A 21,457-nucleotide genomic window follows, 5' to 3' on the forward strand; every position below is an offset into this window, starting at 1 on the left:
CAACGCCTCCTGCGGGAACCGCGACTCCTCATCCACCTCCGCCGCGAAAGGAGCGATCTTGGCCTCGGCCAGCTCACGCACCGAACGCCGCAGCAGCTCATGCTCCTCAGACGGCGCGTAGGCGGGGAAGTCGCTCATCGTTCCTCCAGGATGCCGGGGGTGCCGGCCGTTATTTTGACGGCCAATATTTGGACGCCAAATTAAGCGAGCGGGCGTGCGCCGTCAAGGCGGCCGCAGCTGGTCACAGGTGGCGCAGCAGCAGGGTGAGCGCCGGGTTGTCGTTGCCGCGCCGCCAGGCCAGGCTCAGCTCCACGGGGGCCGGATCGGGCAGGTCGACGGGCCGGAACACCACGCCCGCGTAGCGCAGCCGGGACGCCGCCGCGGGCACGAGCGCCAGGCCCCAGCCGCAGCCGACCAGCGCGAGGATGCTGTGCACCTGGCTGAGGTACTGCGCGTACACGGGCGAGACACGGGCCTGCCGGAACAGGCTGACCAGCAGTTCGTGGAAGTAGCGGGCCTCGACGGGCGAGTACATGAGGAACCGCCGCCCGTCGAAGTCGGCGAGGGGGACCGGTCCGTCCCGCTCCGCCAGGGGATGGCCGCGCGGAACCGCGGCGAGCAGAGGCTCGCGGTCGGCGGGGCGCTCCGCCAGGTCGGGATCGCTCACCGGCGGCCGGACGAGCCCGAGGTCGAGTCCGCCCTCGGCGAGGGCGCGCACCTGATCGCGGGTGACCATCTCCCGCAGCACGATCTCCACGTCCGGCAGCGCCGTCCGGGCGGCCTCCAGCACCCGGCCGAGCGTCGCGTGGGCGCTCGCGGCGGTGAAGCCGAGCGTGATCGTCCCGGCCTCCCCGGCCGACACCTGCCGGACGGACATCGCGGCGTGGTCGGCCTGCTGGAGCAGCCGGCGGGCCTCGACGAGGAACGCGCGCCCGGCCGGGGTGAGGCGCACCGAGCGGTTCGTCCGGTCGAACAGCCGCACCTTCAACTCGTTCTCCAGCAGCTGGATCTGGCGGCTGAGCGGCGGCTGCGTCATGCGCAGGCGCCGGGCCGCGCGGCCGAAGTGCAGCTCCTCGGCGACGGCCACGAAGTTCGCGAGCTGGGTGAGCGTGAACATCGATTCACTTCGGGTATCAGTGGATGCGTTTTCTGTGTTGGACCTGGATCGATCGACCATCCTAGCCTCGGGGCATGAAGCAGACCGCGCCCGACGAGATCGCCCGGCGGCTCGGGTCCGGGCTCCTGTCGTTCCCCGTCACCCACTTCCGCGACGACCTGTCGTTCGACGAGGACGCCTACCGCGAGAACATCGCCCGCCTCGGCGGGTACGACGTGGCGGGCCTGTTCGCGGCGGGCGGGACGGGCGAGTTCTTCTCGCTGACGCCGGACGAGGTCGGCCGGGTCGTGCGCGCGGCGGCCGCGGAGGCGCCGGACGGCGTCCCGGTGGTCGCGCCCGCCGGGCACGGGACGGCGGCGGCCGTGCGGATGGCCGAGGACGCCGAGCGCGCGGGCGCCGACGGGGTGCTGCTGTTCCCGCCCTACCTGACCGAGGCGCCGCAGGAGGGCCTGGCCGCGCACGTCAGGGCGGTGTGCCGGGCCACCCGCCTCGGCGTGACGATCTACAGCCGCGCCAACGCCGTCTACCAGGACGCGACGGTCGCCGAGCTGGCCGACGCGTGCCCGAACCTCGTCGGGTTCAAGGACGGCGTCGGCGATCTGGAGCTGATGACGCGGATCCGGTCCCGGCTCGGCGACCGCCTCGTCTACGTCGGCGGGCTGCCGACCGCCGAGACGTTCGCCCTCCCGTACCGGGAGATGGGCGTCACGACGTACTCTTCGGCGGTCTTTAACTTCGTCCCGGAGTTCGCGCTGGCCTTCCACGCCGCCGTCCGCGCCGGCGACCGGGAGGGGGTGCACCGGCGGCTGGCGGAGTTCGTCCTGCCGTACTGCGAGATCCGCAACCGCCGCAAGGGCTACGCGGTGGGCATCGTCAAGGCGGGCATGCGGGTCACCGGCCGGTCCGCCGGACCCGTCCGCCCGCCGCTGACGGACCTGACCGGGGACGAGACCGCACAGCTCGCGGAGCTCGTGAAGCGGGTGCGCTGAGGTGGCGGGCTCCCCCGCCGGTGAGGCGACCCCTGACCGGGTCGCCTGGATCGAACTGTCGTCGGTCACGCTGCCGCTCGCCGCCCCCGTCAGTGACGCGAAGGTGCTCACCGGGCGGCAGCGCCCGATGACCGAGGTGGTGTTCCTGTTCGCCGAGATCGGCACCGAGGAGGGCCACGAGGGCATCGGCTTCGGGTACTCCAAGCGCGCCGGCGGGCCCGGCCAGTTCGCGCACGCCGCCGAGATCGCCCCCGCCGTCGTCGGCGAGGATCCGAGCGACATCGGCAGGATCGGGACGAAGCTGGCGTGGGCGGGGGCGTCGGTCGGGCGCGGCGGCCTCGCCGCGCAGGCGATCGCCGCCATCGACATCGCGCTGTGGGACCTGAAGGCCAGGCGCGCGGGCCTGCCGCTCGCCAAGCTCCTCGGCGCGCACCGAGACTCCGTCCGCTGCTACGACACCACGGGCGGGTTCCTCGGCGCGCCGCTGGAGGAGGTGCTCGACAACGCGGCCGCGGCGGCGCGGGCCGGGATCGGCGGCGTCAAGATCAAGGTCGGGCATCCCGACCACGCCGAGGACCTGCGCCGCGTCGCGGCCGTCCGGGAGCGGCTCGGCGACGGGTTCCCCCTCATGGTGGACGCCAACCAGCAGTGGGACCGGCCGGCCGCGCGCCGGATGGGACGCGCGCTGGAGGAGTTCGGCCTCACCTGGATCGAGGAGCCACTGGACGCCCACGACGCCGAGGGGCATGCCGCGCTGGTGCGCGCGCTCGACACCCCGGTCGCGACCGGCGAGATGCTGACCAGCGTCGCCGAGCTTTGCGAGCTCATCGACAGGGGCGCCGCCGACGTCCTCCAGCCGGACGCCCCGCGCATCGGCGGCATCACCGGCTTCCTGAAGGTCGCCGCGCTCGCCGACCACCGGCACCTCCAGCTCGCCCCGCACTTCGCGATGGAGATCCACCTTCATCTGGCCGCCGCGTACCCGTCCGAGCCGTGGGTGGAGCACTTCGACTGGCTCGGCCCGCTGTTCGAGGAGCGGCTCGCCATCGAGGACGGGCGGATGCGCGTCCCGGCCCGTCCCGGTCTCGGCATCACGCTCAGCGAGCAGGCCCGCGAGTGGACCACGCGGCGCACCCTCGTGGGCGCCCGCCCCTGACACGCTGCCGCCGAACGCGCTGCGGGAGCAGGGGGCGAATCGAACCCGGTCCCGCTGGGTGGAAGCCAGCCGCCTCACCATTCAGGCCTGTGCGACGCGCGGAGCCGGAAGGCTCCGCCCGGTGGCCGTCCGAGGAGTCGAACCCCGTCCTCCCGGGTTTCGACCGGGCGCTCATCCCCATGAGCCAGAAGGCCGTGGATCGGGCCGGACTCGAACCGGCATCCTCCCGCTTGCAAGGCGGGCGCTCTTCCCATTGAGCTACTGACCCTTGAGGAACACGAAAGGCCGCCGGGATCTCTCCCTGGCGGCCTCCGGCGGAGCCTGACGGCTCTATCCAGAGGCGTTTCCGATAAAGGCGGGACCCTGACCCGCCCCGAACCCGGAGGGCTGCCGGGCGATGGTCGTGACCATGGCCGCTGCTCCCTCCCGCTCGCTTCCGATCATTTCCGTGCTCCCATGGTGCGGGACACCGTTCGGGCGCGCAACGCTTTTTCCATGCGACCGCCCCGGGCCCGTTCGGAGGGAATCGGGCCCGGGGCGAGCCGGATATGCGTCACGCCGCCCCGCGGCGGCTGCGGCCGCGACCGGGGGTCAGCAACCGTCCAAGAACACGGAACGGCAGGGTCACGACGCTGACGATCGTCCCGACAATGGCGCTGATCGCTGCGCTGATGCGGCGCATCTGGCTTCACTCCTTCAGCTCGGTCCTGAACGACCGATACCCGCCTGCGGAGTTTTACACCGGCTTTGCTCCGACGATTACGGTGGCATAGAAATCGTCGGACGCCGCGACCGTGGCCGCGAGGCCGCCGCCCTGCACGGCGGCGACGGCGGCGGCGACCTGCCGCTCGCTCGTCTCGAACAACAGGCGGCCGCCCGGGGCGAGCCACCGCGACGCCTCCGCGGTGACGCGGCGCAGCACGTCGAGGCCGTCCGGCCCGCCGTCGAGCGCCGAGCGCGGCTCGTGGTCGCGCGCCTCCGCCGGCATCAGCGCGACGTCCCCGGTCGGGACGTAGGGGACGTTGGCCAGAAGCACGTCGACCCGCCCGCGCAGCTCGCCCGGGACGGGATCGAAAAGGTCGCCCTGGTGGGCCGTGCCGCCGTACGGCGCGATGTTGCCGCGGGCGCAGCGCACCGCCGCGGGTTCGATGTCGGCCGCGTGCAGGGTGCACTCGTCCGTGCCGGAGGCGAGCGCGGCCCCGAGCGCGCCCGACCCGCAGCACAGGTCGAGGATCACCGGCCGGGGAGGCGCGAGGGCGTGGGCCCGCCGGACGAGGAACTCGGTGCGGGGCCGGGGCACGAACACCCCGGGTTCGACGGCGATCCGCAGCCCGCAGAACATCGCCCAGCCGAGGACGTGTTCGAGCGGCTCGCCTGCCGAGCGCCGCTCCACCATGGCGGCGGCTTCGCCGGGGGTGCGGGCGGTGGACAGGATGAGGCGCGCCTCGTCCTCGGCGAACACGCAGCCGGCGGCGCGGAGCGTGGAGACGATGGCAGGCTCGGTGAGGGGTGCTGTCATAGGAGTCCGCAACTTTATCCCGCACCGCGACTACCGCGCGTTCGCGGCATGGCCTGCCCGGCGCGACAATGGAGGCTTCGTCCAGGGAGCCGGGGGCAGGGGTGTCGGACAGATCGGATTTGAGGGCCGACTGCGCCAGCTGTTTCGGCCTGTGCTGCGTGGCGCTGCCGTTCGCCAGGTCCGCCGACTTCGCCATGGACAAGGACGCGGGCGAGCCCTGCCGCAACCTCCTGGCCGACTTCCGCTGCGGCATCCACGCCGACCTCCGGCGGCGCGGCTTCCCGGGCTGCACGGTCTTCGACTGCTTCGGCGCCGGCCAGAAGGTGTCGCGCGAGACCTTCTCGGGCCGCGACTGGCGCGGGGATCCGGAGGTCGCGCGCCACATGTTCGCGGTGTTCCCCGTCATGCGGCAGCTCCATGAGCTGCTGTGGTATTTGGACCAGGCCGCGGCGATGCCGTCCTCCGGCCCGATCCGCGACGAGCTGCTGCGGGCGTCCGACGAGGTCGAACGCCTCACCGGGGGCGGCCCCGGCGAGCTCGCCGAGGTGGACGTCCAAGGCGTCCGGGAGAGGGTGAACGGCCTGCTGTCGCGGGCGGGAGAGCTCGCCAGGGCCGGGGTCCCCGGACGCGGGAAGAGCCGGCGGGGGGCGGATCTGATGGGGGCGAGGCTCAAGGGGGCCGACCTGCGCGGCGCCGACCTGCGCGGCGCGTACCTGATCGCCGCCGACCTGCGGGGCGCGGACCTGCGGGTCGCGGACGTGACCGGTGCGGACCTTCGGGACGCCGATCTGCGCGGCGCCGACCTCAGCGGGTGCCTCTTCCTGACCCAGGCGCAGCTCGACTCGGCGCGCGGCGACGGTGCGACGCGCCTGCCGCCGGCCCTGGCGCGGCCCGCGCACTGGATGACTCCCGCGGCCTGATCTTGTTTAGTCGCCCTGTCAAGGGGCATTTCCGCCTCTCAAAGGGCATTTTCCGCAGCGCACGTCGTCGGGGGGTCGCGTGGTGCGGGTCACATGGTGGGGCACCGGCGCCGTGGCGCTCGTGCTGCTGGTCCTCGGCGCCGGGCTTCCCCTGCTCGACCGGGCCCTCGGGACCCGCGGGCAGCCGCTGGCGCCGGGCACGGTGGTGTCGGTCGGGACGCGGCGCGGCGGCGTCCGTCCCGTGACGTTCCTGGTCACCTCTCCCGGCTGGGTCCTGAATCGTGGCGCCACGTCCCTCGCCAGCAGCGCCGAACTGCTCAGCGGCGACGTGGTCTTCGACCTCAGCGTGGTGGTCCCGCTGGGCTCGGCGGACGCGCGGGCGCTGTGGGGCGGCCTCGGGCGCATCGTCGCAGCGGGCGGGCACGCGCGCCTCGGGACGGGGCCCGTCCCGTTCACGACGGCGCAGGGACTGACCGGGCTGACGGGACGGCTCGCCGGGCGCGAGCGCGTCGGCACGGCGACCGTCTTCGCCAAGGGGACGCTCGGCGCGGCGGTCACGGCGACGGGCCCGCCGCACGCCTTCGCGGACGCGGCCCCGCAGGTCGAGGCGATGGTGCGGACGATCAGGATCGCGGCGCCATGGGGATGACCCGCGGCATGGCACGCCGTCCCGCGTTCTGGCTGTGGGCGGCGGCGTGCCTGCTCGGCGTCTGGATCGCTCTGCGCGGGATCGGCGCGCACGTCGCGGCGTTCCCCGGCGGCGCCGTCGCCGGGGTGATGCTGCTCGCGCCGGCGCTGGCCGGCGGGGTGTGGCTGCTGCGGCGGCTGCACCCCGTCCGCTCGCCGCCGCTCGGCTACGCGCTGATCGCGGTGGCCTGGGGCGGACTGGCCGCGTTCGGGACGGCGCTGCCCGCCAACGCGGCGTTCCAGTCGATCGTCGGGAAGACGGCGGGGCCGGGCTTCAACGCGGCGTGGGGCGCGTCGATCGCCGCGCCGGTGGACGAGGAGATCCTGAAGCTGCTCGGCGTCGCGGCGCTGGCGCTGATGGCGCCGTCCGCGGTCCGCGGGCCGCTGGACGGCTGGGGCTACGGCGCGCTGTCGGGCCTGGGCTTCCAGTTCGCGGAGAACTTCCTGTACGTCCTGAACACGATCGTCCTGACGGGCGCCACGCACGACGCGAACGCGGCGTTCTTCTCGTTCGGCACCCGGGTGGTCTGCGGGGCGTGGTGGAGCCACTGGGCGATGACCGCGGTCGGCGGCGCGGGCCTCGGCTGCCTGATCGGGCGGGCCTCCAAGGCGCACGTGACCGTGGCGGCGGGCGCGTTCCTCCTGGCGATGGCGCTGCACTCGTGGTGGGACGCGCCCGTCCTGTCCGGGCTGGCGCTGATGCCGGTGAAGGGCGCGCCGATCCTGCTGGCGGCGGTCGTCGCCTACCGCCTGGCCCGGCGCCGCTACCTCTCGCACTTCCGGCGCACGGTGCACGCCGAGACGAGGGGCGGCGTCCTCGTGCCGGGCGAGGGCCACGTGCTCGCGTTCCGCAAGTGGCGCAGGAAGGAGCAGTGGGGCGTGCCGGCCGGGGAGTCGCGCCGGCTCCTCGACCGGCTCCGGGCCGCCGAGCTCGCCCTCATCGAGGACGCCCTCGGCGGCCTGGAACCGGATCCGCTGGCCGCCGACCGGCTGCGCACCGACATCCGCGCCCTCCGGGGCGACCTCAAGGCGTCCGGCGCGAACGTGCGCGTGGCCTGACGGCCAGGACGCAGGCGCCGACCGCCGCGCAGACGGCGGCCGCGACGAACAGCGCGTAGGCCGGGTCGCGGGAGCCGTCCCCGGCACCGACCGGCGCGAACGCCCCCATGATCGCGACACCGAGGGCGGCGCCGAACTGCCGGACGGCGTTCAGCAGGCCGCCCGCCGCACCCGCCGCACCCTCGGGGGCCCCGGCGACGACCATCGTCGCGAGCGCGGGCAGCGCGAACGACACGCCGAAGCCGGTGCACAGCAGGCCCGCGACGAGCGGCGGGTAGGACGCGCCGCCCAGCAGCACGGCGCCGAACAGCACTCCCCCGGCGGTCAGCAGTCCAAGGCCTGCGAGGACGGGGCGGCGCGGACCGGTCCGCGCGACGATGCGCCCGGTGAGCAGCGGGTTGAACGCGAACGGCAGGGTCATCGGCAGGAACGCCAGGCCGGTCTGGAGCGGCGTCAGGCCGAGGGTCTGCCGGAACACCAGCGGCAGCACGAAGAGCACGCCGGTCATGACGAAGTTGACCGCGGCGCCGGCGGCCAGCGCGGCGGGCATCCCGGGCGCCCGGAGCACCGCCGGGACCAGGACCGGCGCCTCGCTCCGGCGCTCGCGGACCGCGAACGCCGCGCCGGCCGCGACGGCTCCGGCCGCCGAGGCGGCCGCGTGGACGCCCGACCCGGCTCCCAGAGCGATGAGAGCGTCGGTCAGGAGTCCCAGCGCCGCGCACGCGAGGAGCTGTGCCGCCGCGTCGAGGCGGCGGGTTCCGCGCGGGCAGCGCACGGCACGTCCCGCCGCGAGCGCGAGGACGGCGGCGGTGAGCGGGACGTTGACCAGGAAGATCGCGCGCCAGCCGGCGAGCCCGACCAGGGCGCCGCCCGCGACGGGCCCGGCCGCGAGGGCGGCGCCGCTGGTCGCCGCCCACGTGGCCACGGCCCGGGCGCGCTCGGCGGGCGCGGGGTACAGGCGGGCGATCATCGCCATGGACGCGGGCACGCAGGCCGCGGCGGCGGCGCCGAGGAGCGCGCGCAGCGCGACGAGCGTCCACAGGTCCGGCGCCGCGGCGCACAGCAGCGATCCGGCGCCGAAGGCCGCGACGCCCGCGCGGAAGACGCGGTGCGCGCCGTACCGGTCGGCGACGGCGCCCGCCGACAGCAGCAGCGCCCCGAATACGACGGTGTAGCCGGTGACGGCCCACTGCAGGCCCGCGACCGTCCCGTGCAGGGAGTCGGCCAGGTCGGGTTCGGCCACCGACAGGACCGTCGTGTCGAGCAGCACCATGAAGTAGCCGAGTGAGATGCCGAGCAGGGCGGCGCCGCGCCTCCTGGGGGCCGCGTCCGCCGGCGCGGGTGAGAGAACCGAGGTCATGGCGCCCCAGTCTGGGATTCGGGGCCGCCGGGCTCCACCGGCGGAGCCGCACGCCGCGTTCGGAATATCCGAACGGACGCCCGAGGTTGCCACCGGCATGGAACTGCGCCAGCTGCGGACGTTCGAGGCCGTCCTCGCCCACCGGACCGTCACCGACGCCGCCAACGCGCTCGGCCTCGCGCCGTCGTCGGTGTCGGAGCAGATCCGCATGCTGGAGGCGTCGCTGGGCGTCCCGCTGTTCCACCGCGGCCCGAAGGGCATGCGGCCGACCGAGGCGGGCGAGCGGATGCGCGGATGGGCGCGGCGCCTGCTGCGGCAGGCCGAGGAGGCCCGCCGCGAGGTGACCGGGGAGCAGCCGGTGCTGCGGCTCGGGGCGCTGGAGTCGATCGCCGCCGCGCACGTTCCCGGCGTTCTGGCCAGGCTGGCCGAGCGGCGGCCGGGCCTGCGGGTCGAGGTCCGGTCGGACGCGGCCCGCGACCAGCTCCTGGACGCGGTCGCCGCCGGGGACCTGGAGGCCGCGCTGCTGCTGGACGCCGGCGAGGACGTGGGCGGCCTCGGTTTCACACCGCCGCCGGCGCCGCTGGACTTCGTCGACGTGGAGCCGGTGCCGCTCGCGCTCGTCGCCGCGCCGGACCACCGTCTCGCCGGGGCGCCGCGCCTGGCCGCCGGCGACCTGCGCGGCGAGAGGCTGCTGGTCAACGTGCCGGCGTGCTCGTTCTGGATGGCCGGCGAGCGGCTCCTCGGCTCCGCCGTCGAGCGGGTCAGGGCGGGCAGCGTCACCGTGATGGCGTCCTGGGCCGAGCAGGGCCTCGGCCTCGCGCTGCTCCCCGAGTTCGCCGTCCGCGACCGGCTGGCGGCCGGGACCCTCGCCCGGCTCGCGTTCGACGCCCCCGACCTCGGCCTCCGCCTCGTCTGGCGGGCCGACCGGGAGGCTGTTCCCGGCATGCGGGAGGTCCTCTACGCGGCCGGCGCCTGACCGGTCCGCGCGGCCGTCACGCAGCGTTTGCCCCCATCCACCCCGGGTAGCCGCCCCAGGGGGATGCCGCTCGGCAGGGGAGAACGCTATGGCAGGACGGAACGGGAGCGGAACCGCGAAGGCCGAGCGGGCGCAGAAGCTCTTCTGGGGGGTCAACGACCGGCTCGGGTCGACCGAGTTCCTGGACAGGAACCTCCGCAAGGCGTTCCCCAAGCACTGGTCGTTCCTGCTCGGCGAGATCGCCCTCTACTCGTTCGTCGTCCTCGTGCTCACCGGCGTCTACCTGACGCTGTTCTTCCACCCGAGCGGCACGGAGATCGTCTACGACGGCTCGTACGGCCCGCTGAAGGGCGTCAGGGTGAGCGAGGCGTACGCCTCCACCCTGCACCTGTCGTTCGACGTGCGGGGCGGGCTGCTGATGCGGCAGATCCACCACTGGGGGGCGAACGTCTTCGTCGCGGCGATCTGCGTCCACCTCATGCGGATCTTCTTCACCGGCGCGTTCCGCAAGCCGCGGGAGATCAACTGGGTGATCGGCACGACGCTGTTCGTGCTGGCCGTCGCCGAGGGGTTCGCCGGCTACTCGCTGCCGGACGACCTGCTGTCGGGCACCGGCCTGCGGATCTTCCAGGGCATCCTGCTGTCGGTCCCGCTCGTCGGGACCTACGCGGGCCTGTGGGCGTTCGGCGGGCAGTTCCCCTCCGCCGCGGAGTTCATCCCGCGGCTGTTCACCGTGCACATCCTGCTCGTCCCCGGGATCCTGCTGGCCCTCATCACCGCGCACCTGATGATCCTGTGGCACCAGACCCACACCATCTTCCCCGGCAGGGGGCGGCGGGAGCGGGCGGTGACCGGGGAGCCCACCTTCCCGCACTTCGCCGCGCAGAGCGCGGCGTACTTCCTCTACACGTTCGGCGTCCTGGCCGGACTGGCGGCGTTCTTCCAGATCAACCCGGTCTGGCTGTACGGCCCCTACGACCCGGACCAGGTGTCGTTCGGCTCCCAGCCCGACTGGTACGTCGGGTTCCTCGAAGGCTCGCTGCGCATCATGCCGCGCCTGTCCACGACCGTCGCCGGGCACACCGTCTCCTGGAGCGTGCTGGTCCCGGCCGTCATCCTGCCCGGCGTGTTCTTCACGCTCATCGGCCTGTACCCGTTCGTGGAGCGCTGGGCCACGGGGGACGAGCGCCTGCACCACCTGCTGGACCGGCCGCGCAACGCCGCGACCAGGACCGCGATCGGCGCCGCCGCCATCGCCTGGTACGGCGGCCTGCTGGCGGCCGGCGGCAACGACTACATCTCCGCGACCTTCAAGATCCCGCTGTTCTGGACGACCTGGTTCTTCCGTGCCGGCTTCTTCGTCCTCCCGATCGCGGCCTTCGCCGTCACCCGCCGCGTCTGCCTGAGCCTGCAGCGCCGCGATCTGCGGACGCGCGAGCAGGGCGTGGAGAGCGGACTGGTCTCGCTGACGCCGGACGGGGGGTTCCGGGAGCGGCACGAGCGGCCGTCGGAGGAGGCGGAGGCGGTGCTGGAGGCCCGGCGGCCCGGCGAGCTGGTCGCCCCCTACCCGCACCACCTGGTCCCGCTGCCGACGCCGGACCGGGCCCGCACGCAGGTCCGGACCCGCGCCAACCGCTTCTACCTCGACTACCAGGCCGAGTCGCACGGCGGCGGCCAGGGCGACCTGCGGAAGGGCTCCGCGGAGGACGGCCGGGGCGAGTGACCGGCGCCCGTCAGCCCGACGCCCCCGGCGGAGGGAGCGCCGGTTCGGCCTCCTGCGGCGTTTGCGTCGTCGGGTAGTGCAGGTCGAACGCCGGGCGCGAGGAACGGATGCGCGGCATCGAGGTGAAGTTGTGGCGGGGAGGCGGGCAGGAGGTCGCCCACTCCAGCGAGCCGCCCGCGCCCCACGGGTCGTCGGTCTCGACGCGCTCGGCGTGCCGCCAGGACCACAGCACGTTCCACAGGAACGCGAACGTCGAGGCGCCCAGGACGAACGAGCCGATCGACGAGACGAGGTTCAGCGTCGCGAACTGGTCGGGGTAGTCGGCGTAGCGGCGCGGCATGCCCTCGGCGCCCAGCCAGTGCTGGACCAGGAAGGTGGTGTGGAAGCCGACGAACAGCATCCAGAAGTGGATCTTCCCCCAGGTCTCGTTCAGCTTCCGGCCGGTCATCTTCGGCCACCAGAAGTAGAACCCGCCGAACATCGCGAACACCACGGTGCCGAACAGGACGTAGTGCAGGTGGGCGACGACGAAGAAGGAGTCGGTGAGGTGGAAGTCCATGGGGGGCGAGGCGAGGATGACCCCCGTCAGGCCGCCGAACAGGAACGTCACCAGGAACCCGAGCGCGAACAGCATGGGGGTCTCGAAGGTCAGGTGCCCCTTCCAGAGCGTCCCGACCCAGTTGAAGAACTTCAGGCCGGTCGGCACGGCGATCATGAAGGAGGTGATGGAGAAGAACGGCAGCAGCACGCGGCCGGTGGCGAACATGTGGTGCGCCCAGACCGTCATCGAGAGCCCGGTGATCGCGATGGTGGCGCCCACCATGCCGAGGTAGCCGAAAAGCGGCTTGCGGCTGAAGACCGGGAGGATCTCGGTGACGATCCCGAAGAACGGCAGCGCCGCGATGTACACCTCGGGATGGCCGAAGAACCAGAACAGGTGCTGCCAGAGCAGCGCGCCGCCGTTGGCGGGGTTGTAGATGTGGGCGCCCAGCCTGCGGTCGGCCTCCAGCGCGAACAGCGCCGCGGTCAGCACCGGGAAGGCCATGAGGACCATCAGGCTGGTCAGCAGCACGTTCCAGGTGAAGATCGGCAGCCGGAACATCACCATGCCCGGAGCGCGCATCGCGATGATCGTGGCGATCATGTTCACCGAGGTCAGGATCGTGCCGAGGCCGGACAGGATCAGCCCCATGGCCCACATGTCGCCGCCCTGGCCGGGCGAGTAGGTCTGGGTGGACAGCGGGGTGTAGGCGAACCAGCCGAACGCGGGGGCGCCGCCCGGCATGGCGAAGGAGGCCAGCACCATGAGCGCGCCGAACAGGAACAGGTAGTAGGTGAGCGCGTTCATCCGCGGGAAGGCCACGTCCGGCGCCCCGATCTGCAGCGGGACGAGCACGTTGGCGAACCCGGCGAACAGCGGGGTGGCGAACAGCAGCATCATGATCGTGCCGTGGACGGTGAACAGCTCGTTGTAGGCGTGGTTGCTCACCACCTGCCTGCCGGGCTCCAGCAGTTCGGCCCGCATCACCATGGCCATCAGCCCGGCGGCCAGGAACATCGCGAACGACGTCGCGAGGTAGAGGTAGCCGACCATCTTGTGGTCGGTCGTCGCCAGCACATGGCCGACCCTCGTCCCCTTGCGGTGCCGCGCGAGCGCGTCGGCCACGCTGGTGTCCTGCCGCCCCTGCACGGTCGTCATCCCGGCCCCCCGTCCGACCCCATCCGGCAACTTGCCGCGCACGCCGGTTTCAAACGCGGCCGCTCATACGACTGGGAACGTGCGAGGGATGAAGGCGCGAACATCGGGAAAGCGCCCGGGAAGGCACGTTCGAAGGAGCTCCCCCCGTGCGAAACGAGAAGCTCACCCCTCGGGCCCGCGAGCCCGCCGAACCCGCGCGCGTGCGGCAGGACGCCGACGGGCGGGCCGGTGTCGCGGCCGCGCGAGACGAGGCCGCTCGCGCCCTCGACCGGCTGGACGCCGCGCGCAGGAGGACGGCGCGGGCGCGCCGCGGGACCGGCGCCGGCGCGCCGCCGCCCGCGGACGAGCAGCGGCTCGCGGAAGCCGCGCACGCTCTGGCGGAGGCCGCACGCGAACTCACCCGGCTCGTCCGCGACCGCGGCCCGCGGCCCGCCGCCGGCGCGGGCACCGGGGAACGGACCAGGCGCCCGGCCGGCGACGGTCCGCTCGTGACGCTCGACCTGGCGCACAGCGTCGGGCCCGGCTGGCGGCTGTACCAGTTCACGACCGCGGACCGGGACGCCCACCGCTGGCATCTGCGGCACGACGGGCACGCCGCCGGGACCGTGACGCACGTCCTGAACGTGAACGGCCGAAGAACGGGTTGGGAGACCTACGACGCCCGCGGGTTCCGGCTGCGTCCGGCACCGGGGCCGGACGCGTACCCGCCCGCCGCGCCCACCCTGTGGTCGACCAGGACGGCGGCGGTGCGCGCCATCGCGCTGCCCCACCGCTGCCCCTGACGGCCGGCGCGACGTTTCGCCCCAGCCGCCCGGGTAGGGCCGCCTGGGACCGAGCCCGTCCCACCGGAGGAGCACGATGAAGGCTGTCACCTGGCACGGCAAGCGCGACGTCCGCGTCGAAGAGGTCCCCGACCCGGCGATCAAGGAGTCGAACGACGCGGTCATCCGGGTCACCTCGACCGGCGTCTGCGGGTCGGACCTGCACCTGTACGAGGTGCTCGGGCCGTTCATGAGCGAGGGCGACGTCCTCGGCCACGAGCCGATCGGCGTCGTCGAGGAGACCGGGCCGGACGTCACGCACATCAAGCCCGGCGACCGGGTGGTCATCCCGTTCAACATCTCGTGCGGGCACTGCCACATGTGCGGCCTCGGGCTGTACGCCCAGTGCGAGACTACGCAGGTCCGCGAGCAGGGCACGGGCGCGGCGCTGTTCGGCTACACGCGGCTGTACGGGCAGGTGCCGGGCGGGCAGGCCGAGTACCTGCGGGTGCCGCAGGCCCAGTTCGGGCCGATCAAGGTGCCGGAGGGGCCGCCGGACGAGCGGTTCCTCTACCTGTCGGACGTGCTGCCCACGGCCTGGCAGGCGGTGGCCTTCGCCGACATCCCCGCGGGCGGCTCGGTCACCGTGCTCGGGCTCGGCCCGATCGGGCAGATGTCGGCCCGCGTCGCCCGGCATCTCGGCCACCGGGTCATCGCGGTCGACCTCGTCCCGGAGCGGCTGGAGATGGCGCGCCGGCACGGCGTCGAGGTGATCGACGCCTCCGAGGCCGACGACGTGCCGGACGCGGTCCGGCAGCTCACCGGCGGGCGCGGCACCGACTCGGTGATCGACGCGGTCGGCATGGAGGCGCACGGCTCCCCCGGCGCCAAGCTCGCGCAGGCCCTCACCGGGCTCATGCCGGGCAATTCCGCCGCGCCGCTGATGGCGCGCGTAGGGGTGGACCGGCTCGCGGCGCTCACCACGGCCATCGACGTGGTGCGGCGGGCCGGGACGATCTCCCTCAGCGGCGTGTACGGAGGCATGACGGACCCGCTGCCGATGATGCAGATGTTCGACAAGGGCATCACCCTGCGGATGGGCCAGGCCCACGTCAAGCGCTGGATCGACGATCTGATGCCGCTCGTCGCCGACGACGCCGACCCGCTCGGCGTGATGGACCTCGCCACGCACCGCTGGCCGCTGGAGAAGGCGCCGCAAGCCTACGAGATGTTCCAGAAGAAGCAGGACGGCGCCATCAAGGTGCTGCTGCAGCCGGGAACGTGATGCCGCCCGCGAGGTGATCGCGGACGGGGGCCGCCCACCCTAGGCTTTCCGGCACGTCCTCGGACGTGCCGATGACCGAGGCTCTGGAGGTGGACCCGATGCACCCGTTCCGCGCCGCCATCGAGAAGGGCGACCTGGACGCTCTCCCGGCGCTGCTGGCCGAGGACGTGACGTTCCTCAGCCCGGTGGCGTTCGCGCCGTACGAGGGACGTGCGACGGCCACCGCGATCCTGCGCGCGGTGACCCGGGTCTTCTCCGACTTCCGCTACGTCCGCGAGATCGGCGACGGCCGCGACCACGCGCTGGTCTTCAAGGCGCGCGTCGGGGAGCGCGAGGTGCACGGCTGCGACTTCCTGCACCACGACGACGCCGGCCTCATCGACGAGTTCTGCGTCATGGTCCGGCCCCTGTCGGGCGCGCAGGCGCTCTCGGACGCGATGGCGGTGCAGTTCGAGACCGTCCGACGCGAGATGGGCCTCACCTGACACCCCCGCTCCCACCGGGCGTTCCCGAACACGCGGATCTCCTTCGAAACCTCAGGGCTGGGGGGAGGGGGCGTCCTCGGCGCGGTGGCCTTCGCGTTCCAGGCGCGTCAGCCGGGCCGAGGTGAGGGCGGCGCGGAAGAGCCGAAGGCCGCGCGCGGAGCCGGGGTCGACGCCGGACAGGTCCCGGATGCGGTCCAGGCGGTAGTGCAGGGTGCGGCGGTGGATCCACGGCTCCCGCGCGGCGCGCTCGCGGTCGAGGTTGCAGGCGAGCAGCACCTCCAGCGTCCGCCGCAGGTCGGTGCCGGCGTCGAGCGGGCAGAGCACGGCGGCGAGCCGGCCGCGGATCGCGGGCTGCCCGAGGATCGCCAGCTCGACGAGCAGCTCGTCGGCCTGGTAGGGGCGGTCCTCGGCGTCCGGGATGGCCTCGGCGATCGTCAGCACGCGGGAGGCCTCCTCCAGCGCGGCCGGGATGTCGGCGATGCCGCGCCGGTAGGACTCGGCGGCGTGCACCGGGCCGCGCGAGCGGGCGGCGAGGCCCGCGGTGAACTCGGCGGCCAGGTTCTCGGCGCGCGGCGGTTCGGCGGCGGGGAACGGCACGACCAGTCCTGCCGGATCGCCCGAGTACAGCACGCCCTCCCAGGACTCCAGGCGCGCGCTCTCCCGCTCCCAGTCCGCCGCCGCGAGCGCGGGGGCCTCGCACCGCAGGACGAGGTAGGCGGACGCGAGGCGGACGCCGGCGGCGTCGGCGACGGCCCCGGCGGGAGCGCCGTCGATCAGGGTCTCGGCGAGGAGCCGGCGTAGCGGGCGCGACCTCGTCCCCTCGCGGGGCGCCTCCGCGTAGCCCTGGATGCATGCCTGCCGCGCGCCGGTGGCGAGCCGGGCCGCGTGCGCGGTCAGCTCGGCCATCTCGGTGAAGCAGCCGGGCGGCGCGACCGACCGCCTTCCTGTGATCTTGCCCACAGATAAATGGCAGAATGCGGCCAGTGCTGCGGGGCCCGGCGCGGCGGCTCGCGTGAGCGTCCGCCGCGCCGGGCCCCGTTCCCGTTCCGTCCCGCTCGCGAGCGGGCGACCGGCCCCCGGCCGCGGGCTCAGGCCGGCACGTGCGCCTTCTTGCGCGTCCAGTGCCGGTGCGCCGCGACCGCCTCGACCAGCTTGGCGGGGAAGTCGCCACCCGCCCCGCGCCCGGTGACGACGCCGGCGTCGCTGACGGAGTCCCCGTCCGAGAGCCGCACGCCGTCGATACCGGCGCGCTCCAGCAGGCCGATCCCCGCGTCGAGCGCGCCGATCGCCTTGCAGTGCACGAACGCCTCGGCGACGAAGTGCACGGCGTCGCCGTCCCGCGCCAGTGCCTGCGCGCTCTGCTCACCGCCCGGGACGAGCACCGCGTCATACAGGACCGACGCGACGGTCGGCATGGCGCGGGTCACCTCGATCTGACCGCCGTTGGCCGCCTGCACGAAGCCGTCCTTCGCGGCGAGGACCTCGACCACCGCCCCCGCCTCGGTGAGCGCGTCGCCGACCGCCGCGACGGCCGCCGAGTCGGCGCCGTCCGCCACCAGCACCGCGACCTTGCGGCCCTGGACGGAGTCCGCGCGCGCGTTCGCCTGGCTCAGCGCGGGCGAGGTGCGGCCGTGGTTGGCCGTCGCCGCCTCTCGCGGCGGCTCCACCCCGACGCCCTCGGCGACCTGGACGGCGAGGTCGTGGTCGACGCGGTTGAGCTGCTCGACGACGCCCTCCCGGATGTGCCGGTGGTCGCACTTGCCGAGCTCGAACCGGAAGGCGCCGACGATGTGCCCCTTCTCCCAGTCGGACATGCTGTTCCAGAACAGCGTCGCCTGGGAGTAGTGGTCGGCGAAGCTCTCGCTGCGCTTGCGGATCTTGTTGCCGTCCACCCGCTCCTGGTAGTGGCTGTAGGAGCCCTCGCCGCCGACCGCCGGGCAGCCGCCCGACAGCGAGTTCTTGTGGTAGCTCGCCCGCCCCTGGTGGATGTCCGTCTGGTGGTAGCCGTCGCGGTGGTGGTTGCGGACCGGCGCGACGGGCCGGTTCACGGGGATCTGCGGGAAGTTCGGCCCGCCGAGCCTGATCAGCTGCGTGTCCAGGTAGGAGAACAGCCGCGCCTGCAGCAGGGGGTCGTTGGTGAAGTCGATGCCGGGGACGACGTTGGCGAGGTGGAAGGCGACCTGCTCGGTCTCGGCGAAGAAGTTGTCGGGGTTGCGGTCGAGCACCAGCGTGCCGACCGGCCGCACCGGCACCCGCTCCTCCGGAATGATCTTCGTGGAGTCGAGCAGGTCGAAGTCGAACGCGTGCTCGTCCTCCTCCGGGACGAGCTGGACCCCGAACTCGTACTCGGGAAAGGCGCCGGCCTCGATCCGCTCCCACAGATCGGCCCGGTTGAAGTCGGGATTCTTCCCCGCGATCTTCTGGGTCTCGTCCCAGGCGAGCGAGTGGGTCCCGAGCTTGGGCTTCCAGTGGAACTTCACGAACGTGGCGCGCCCCTGGGCGTTCACGAGCCGGAAAGTGTGGACGCCGAAGCCCTCCATCATCGCGTAACTGCGCGGCAGCGCCCGGTCCGACATGAGCCACATCATCATGTGCATGGTCTCGGGCTGGAGTTGCACGAAGTCCCAGAGGGTGTCGTGCGCGGAGGACGCCTGCGGGATCTCGCTCGCCGGCTCGGGTTTCACCGCGTGCACGAAGTCGGGGAACTTGATGCCGTCCTGGATGAAGAAGACCGGCATGTTGTTGCCGACGAGGTCGAAATTGCCCTGCCGCGTGTAGAACTTCGTGGCGAAGCCGCGTACGTCCCGGACCGTGTCGGCGGAGCCGCGGGACCCGGCGACGGTGGAGAACCGCACGAACACCGGCGTCGTCAGCGACGTGTCGGTCAAGAATTCGGCCGTCGTGTACTCGGCGAGGGACTCGTGCAGCGTGAAATGGCCGTAGGCGCCCGAACCGCGCGCGTGCACGACCCGCTCGGGAATCCGCTCGTGGTCGAAATGGGTGATCTTCTCGCGCAGATGGAAGTCCTCCAAGAGCGACGGCCCGCGCTCCCCCGCGGAGAGCGAGTTGTCGGTGTCGTCGACCCGGATGCCCTGGTCGGTGGTGAGCCTCGCCCCTTCCGGGCTCACCCTCCGAGGGTCCAGCTGCTCCTGCTTCCGGTCGTCGCGGCCGGTGGGGTCGCCCATGCTCTGGCTCCTCAGGTGATGACTCGGTGGTGGTGACTGCGCACGTGATGTGGCGGCTACCCCGGCATCTCCGCCGCATGCGTCGTTTGACCGGAACTTGGGCCCTGTGCCGCCGGGCCGCGCGGACGGGCGGCCGAGGCTTGTCAGGCGGCTGACAAAGGCCGCCGAGGACGGTGGAGCGGGATGAGTGTCGCGCGTCACGCCGCATGCCTAGGTTGAGGCGACGGGGCCCTGTGCCCGCTCCAGCACGGGGATGGGAGGTGTCACCGTGGAGGCGGCCTACGACGACGCGGACTCCGGATCGCCGGTCCTCGACGGCCTGGCGGACGAGCCGTGGCGGGACGTCCCGGCGGAGGAGGCGCGCTGGATGCGCCCCCGCCTGCCCGGCCTGCTCGGCGTCATGGTGGAGGGCGTGCTGCGCCACGTTCCCGAGTACGACCGGCCGGGCGACGCGGCCTACTGGCGGGTGGCCGAGGCGGCCGTCGCCAAGGCGATGGAGCACTTCGTGCAGATGATCGCCGACCCGGACACCTCGTGGAAGGAGGTGGAACAGGTCTACTTCGACGTCGGCTACGGCGAGGCCGTGGAGGGCCGGAGCCTGGAGCACCTGCAGAACGCGATGCGGGTCGGGTCGCGGCTGGCCTGGCGGCACCTGGCGGTCGAGGCCGAGCGGCTGGGCCGCCCTCCCGCGCTGGTCAGCCTGCTCGCCGAGGCGAACTTCGCCTATCTGGACGCGCTGGCCTCGGCGGCGGCGCACGGCTACGCCCGCGCCCGGGAGAAGGCCGCGGGAGAGCGCGAGCAGCGCCGCGGCCGGCTGCTGACCCTGCTGCTGTCGGACCCGCCGGCGCCGCCCGAGGTCGTCCGCGAGCAGTCGGCCCGGGCGGGCTGGCCGCTGCCGCGCCGGCTGGCGGTGATCGTGCTGCGAGCGCGGCCGGGCAGCGGCGGGGAGGGCCCGGCCGGGCTGCCGCCGTCCCTGCTGACCGGGCTCGACCACGGCCGCCCCTGCCTGGTCATGCCGGACCCGGACGGCCCCGGGCGCCTCGACGAGCTGACCGCGACGCTCGCCGGCTGGACGGGCGCGGTCGGCCCTTCCGTGCCCGCGCAGGAGGCCGGGACCTCGCTGCTGTGGGCGCGGCGCGCCCTCGACCTGGCGCCGCCCGCGCCGTCCGGTCCGGCCGGGTCCGCCCCCGGCCGGGCCGGGCGGCGGTCGCGGCGCGGCGGGCTGCTCGTGCGGGCCGAGGAGCACCTGCCCGGCCTGCTGCTGCGCGAGGGCGCCGCGCTCGCCGCGATCGTGGCCTCCCGGCGGCTGGCGCCGCTGGACGCGGCGGGCCCGCGGCAGGGCCGGCGGCTCGCGGTGACGCTGCTGGAGTGCATGAAGCACGGCTTCAACGCCACCGGGGCGGCCGAGGTCCTCTGCGTGCATCCCCAGACCGTCCGGTACCGGCTGGCGCAACTCCACGAAATGTTCGGCTTCGACATCGAGGACCCGGAGATCCGGCTGGAGATGATGCTGCTCCTGCACACCTGGATCCAGCGCCGCGGCGGCTGACGCGCGCCCTTCTTTCCGCGCTCCCCGCGCGTCCCGCCACCATGTCCGCCCCCGGAATCCGCTACGGTCAAGGTCGCCGCGTCGGCGAGGGGAAGGAAGACACAGAACACATGGCCGAGAAGGTCATTCGGGTGGACGACATCGACGGCTCCGAAGGGGCCGATGTCGCAAAGCGGGACTTCGAAGTCCTGGACCGGACGTTCACGATCGACTTGAACGATGACAACTACAAGCGGCTGAACGAGATGCTGGACGCCCTCGCGCCCTTCATCGAGAACGCCGCCGAGGTGAAGCCGGCCGGGAAGGGCCGCAAGTCCCGCACGGCGAAGATCAAGGGCTACACGAACGGCGATGTCCGTGCGTGGGCATTGCGTGAGGACATCGAAGTCTCCGAACGTGGCAAGATATCGGATGAGGTCTATGCTGCATTCATCGAGGCACATCCGGACGCCAAGCCGGACGCATAGCTAGAGGGAGTCCCCGCATGGCACAGAAGGTCGAAGTCCTTCTCGTGGACGACATCGACGGCGGAGAGGCTGACGAGACCGTCAGCTTTTCCCTCGACGGCACGTCATATGAGATCGACCTGAGCAAGAAGAACGCCGCCAAGCTCCGCAGCGGCCTGGAGCCGTTCGTGGCCGGCGCCCGCAAGGCGCGCAAGGCCGCCGGCCGGGCCGGTCGCGGGACGCGCACCGCGGGCAGCCGCGAGCGCTCCGCCGAGATTCGCGAGTGGGCGAAGAACCGCGGCATCAAGGTCAATGAGCGGGGTCGTATCCCCGCCAATGTGATCGAGCAGTACGAAGCCGCGCACTAGCGGCGCCGCGCGGCCGGCGGTGTTCCGGCGCGCGGCGAGGGGCCGGGGCGGATTTATCCACGCCCCGGCCCTCTTGCGTGCGCATCGGGCAAATCCTCCCCCCATTGCGGGAGAGAATGCCAGTAATGGTGCGAGACAACACAATAGGCTGGCGCCGGGGGCGACGGCGGAGG

The 21,457-nt window shown here is 73.3% G+C and carries 21 protein-coding genes and 2 tRNA genes; 13 read left to right on the forward strand and 10 right to left on the reverse strand.

The genetic code is table 11. The features are described 5' to 3' along the window. Together CHC11_RS13985 and CHC11_RS13990 are read right to left on the reverse strand one after the other, a co-directional pair. A partial coding sequence (locus CHC11_RS13985; RefSeq protein WP_179278848.1) for an acyl-CoA dehydrogenase family protein occupies positions 1–138 on the reverse strand: 138 nt, incomplete at its 3' end. Between the two features lie 103 nt (positions 139–241). Further along, complete coding sequence (locus CHC11_RS13990) at positions 242–1,117, reverse strand: LysR substrate-binding domain-containing protein (RefSeq protein ID WP_089312157.1); 876 nt, start codon at positions 1,115–1,117, stop codon at positions 242–244. Positions 1,118–1,191: 74 nt separating this feature from the next. Between CHC11_RS13990 and kdgD the strand changes: the two genes are divergently transcribed. Both kdgD and CHC11_RS14000 read left to right on the forward strand, forming a co-directional pair. After that, positions 1,192–2,106 (forward strand): 5-dehydro-4-deoxyglucarate dehydratase, encoded by a 915-nt coding sequence (gene kdgD, locus CHC11_RS13995; protein WP_089312158.1) that lies wholly within the window; start codon positions 1,192–1,194, stop codon positions 2,104–2,106. A gap of 1 nt (position 2,107) precedes the next feature. Further along, on the forward strand, positions 2,108–3,262 hold the full coding sequence (locus tag CHC11_RS14000; protein WP_089312159.1) for an L-talarate/galactarate dehydratase: 1,155 nt from the start codon (positions 2,108–2,110) through the stop codon (positions 3,260–3,262). Between the two features lie 122 nt (positions 3,263–3,384). Here the strand turns inward: CHC11_RS14000 and CHC11_RS14005 are convergent. The 4 genes from CHC11_RS14005 to CHC11_RS14015 form a co-directional block, all read right to left on the reverse strand. Then, positions 3,385–3,456 (reverse strand) — tRNA-Phe (locus tag CHC11_RS14005). Position 3,457: 1 nt separating this feature from the next. Continuing rightward, positions 3,458–3,530 (reverse strand) — tRNA-Ala (locus tag CHC11_RS14010). A gap of 285 nt (positions 3,531–3,815) precedes the next feature. Beyond that, positions 3,816–3,944, reverse strand: coding sequence for an LPFR motif small protein (locus CHC11_RS43425; protein WP_268248260.1), 129 nt, complete (start codon positions 3,942–3,944; stop codon positions 3,816–3,818). 54 nt (positions 3,945–3,998) lie between these two features. After that, positions 3,999–4,781, reverse strand: coding sequence for a putative protein N(5)-glutamine methyltransferase (locus tag CHC11_RS14015; RefSeq protein WP_089312160.1), 783 nt, complete (start codon positions 4,779–4,781; stop codon positions 3,999–4,001). A gap of 68 nt (positions 4,782–4,849) precedes the next feature. On the opposite strand from CHC11_RS14015, the gene CHC11_RS14020 reads away from it, so the two are divergent. The 3 genes from CHC11_RS14020 to CHC11_RS14025 all read left to right on the forward strand — a co-directional run bounded on the left by CHC11_RS14020 (position 4,850) and on the right by CHC11_RS14025 (position 7,447). Next, on the forward strand, positions 4,850–5,701 hold the full coding sequence (locus CHC11_RS14020) for a pentapeptide repeat-containing protein (RefSeq protein ID WP_089312161.1): 852 nt from the start codon (positions 4,850–4,852) through the stop codon (positions 5,699–5,701). 79 nt (positions 5,702–5,780) lie between these two features. Then, entirely contained in the window at positions 5,781–6,350 is a 570-nt protein-coding gene (locus CHC11_RS41310; RefSeq protein WP_179278849.1) for a hypothetical protein, read from the forward strand. 8 nt (positions 6,351–6,358) lie between these two features. Beyond that, a complete protein-coding gene (locus CHC11_RS14025; protein WP_179278850.1) occupies positions 6,359–7,447 on the forward strand; it encodes a PrsW family intramembrane metalloprotease in 1,089 nt (362 codons plus the stop codon). On the opposite strand, the gene CHC11_RS14030 is transcribed toward CHC11_RS14025, so the two are convergent. Beyond that, on the reverse strand, positions 7,413–8,807 hold the full coding sequence (locus tag CHC11_RS14030; RefSeq protein WP_218826092.1) for an MFS transporter: 1,395 nt from the start codon (positions 8,805–8,807) through the stop codon (positions 7,413–7,415). The two genes, CHC11_RS14025 and CHC11_RS14030, sit on opposite strands and share 35 nt — an antisense overlap. 97 nt (positions 8,808–8,904) lie before the next feature. Here CHC11_RS14030 and CHC11_RS14035 point away from each other — a divergent pair, with 97 nt between their 5' ends. Together CHC11_RS14035 and qcrB are read left to right on the forward strand one after the other, a co-directional pair. Beyond that, a complete protein-coding gene (locus tag CHC11_RS14035; RefSeq protein WP_089312163.1) occupies positions 8,905–9,783 on the forward strand; it encodes a LysR family transcriptional regulator in 879 nt (292 codons plus the stop codon). A gap of 88 nt (positions 9,784–9,871) precedes the next feature. Further along, entirely contained in the window at positions 9,872–11,506 is a 1,635-nt protein-coding gene (gene qcrB / locus CHC11_RS14040) for a cytochrome bc1 complex cytochrome b subunit (protein WP_089312164.1), read from the forward strand. A 10-nt stretch (positions 11,507–11,516) separates the two neighbouring features. Here the strand turns inward: qcrB and ctaD are convergent, their stop codons facing one another. After that, entirely contained in the window at positions 11,517–13,205 is a 1,689-nt protein-coding gene (ctaD, locus tag CHC11_RS14045; protein WP_089312165.1) for an aa3-type cytochrome oxidase subunit I, read from the reverse strand. Between the two features lie 146 nt (positions 13,206–13,351). On the opposite strand from ctaD, the gene CHC11_RS14050 reads away from it, so the two are divergent. From CHC11_RS14050 to CHC11_RS14060, 3 genes are all read left to right on the forward strand, one after another. Beyond that, positions 13,352–13,987: a hypothetical protein gene (locus CHC11_RS14050; RefSeq protein WP_089312166.1), complete on the forward strand. Its 636-nt coding sequence runs from the start codon at positions 13,352–13,354 to the stop codon at positions 13,985–13,987. Between the two features lie 76 nt (positions 13,988–14,063). Continuing rightward, positions 14,064–15,251: a zinc-dependent alcohol dehydrogenase gene (locus CHC11_RS14055; RefSeq protein WP_089312167.1), complete on the forward strand. Its 1,188-nt coding sequence runs from the start codon at positions 14,064–14,066 to the stop codon at positions 15,249–15,251. 98 nt (positions 15,252–15,349) lie between these two features. Then, the gene (locus CHC11_RS14060; protein ID WP_089312570.1) at positions 15,350–15,736 is read left to right on the forward strand and encodes a nuclear transport factor 2 family protein; all 387 of its coding nucleotides are present in this window, start codon (positions 15,350–15,352) and stop codon (positions 15,734–15,736) included. 51 nt (positions 15,737–15,787) lie between these two features. Here the strand turns inward: CHC11_RS14060 and CHC11_RS14065 are convergent, their stop codons facing one another. Next, positions 15,788–16,696: a PucR family transcriptional regulator gene (locus tag CHC11_RS14065; RefSeq protein WP_143227065.1), complete on the reverse strand. Its 909-nt coding sequence runs from the start codon at positions 16,694–16,696 to the stop codon at positions 15,788–15,790. 128 nt (positions 16,697–16,824) lie between these two features. After that, the gene (locus CHC11_RS14070) at positions 16,825–18,921 is read right to left on the reverse strand and encodes a catalase (RefSeq protein WP_089312169.1); all 2,097 of its coding nucleotides are present in this window, start codon (positions 18,919–18,921) and stop codon (positions 16,825–16,827) included. A gap of 268 nt (positions 18,922–19,189) precedes the next feature. Here CHC11_RS14070 and CHC11_RS14075 point away from each other — a divergent pair, with 268 nt between their 5' ends. From CHC11_RS14075 to CHC11_RS14085, 3 genes are all read left to right on the forward strand, one after another. Further along, positions 19,190–20,470, forward strand: coding sequence for a PucR family transcriptional regulator (locus CHC11_RS14075; RefSeq protein ID WP_245919195.1), 1,281 nt, complete (start codon positions 19,190–19,192; stop codon positions 20,468–20,470). Between the two features lie 110 nt (positions 20,471–20,580). Then, entirely contained in the window at positions 20,581–20,937 is a 357-nt protein-coding gene (locus CHC11_RS14080) for a histone-like nucleoid-structuring protein Lsr2 (RefSeq protein WP_089312171.1), read from the forward strand. A 17-nt stretch (positions 20,938–20,954) separates the two neighbouring features. Continuing rightward, positions 20,955–21,284, forward strand: coding sequence for a histone-like nucleoid-structuring protein Lsr2 (locus CHC11_RS14085; protein WP_089312172.1), 330 nt, complete (start codon positions 20,955–20,957; stop codon positions 21,282–21,284). The last annotated feature ends 173 nt before the right edge of the window (positions 21,285–21,457 follow it).

The organism is Actinomadura mexicana (assembly GCF_900188105.1).
In the GTDB taxonomy this organism is placed as follows: domain Bacteria; phylum Actinomycetota; class Actinomycetes; order Streptosporangiales; family Streptosporangiaceae; genus Spirillospora; species Spirillospora mexicana.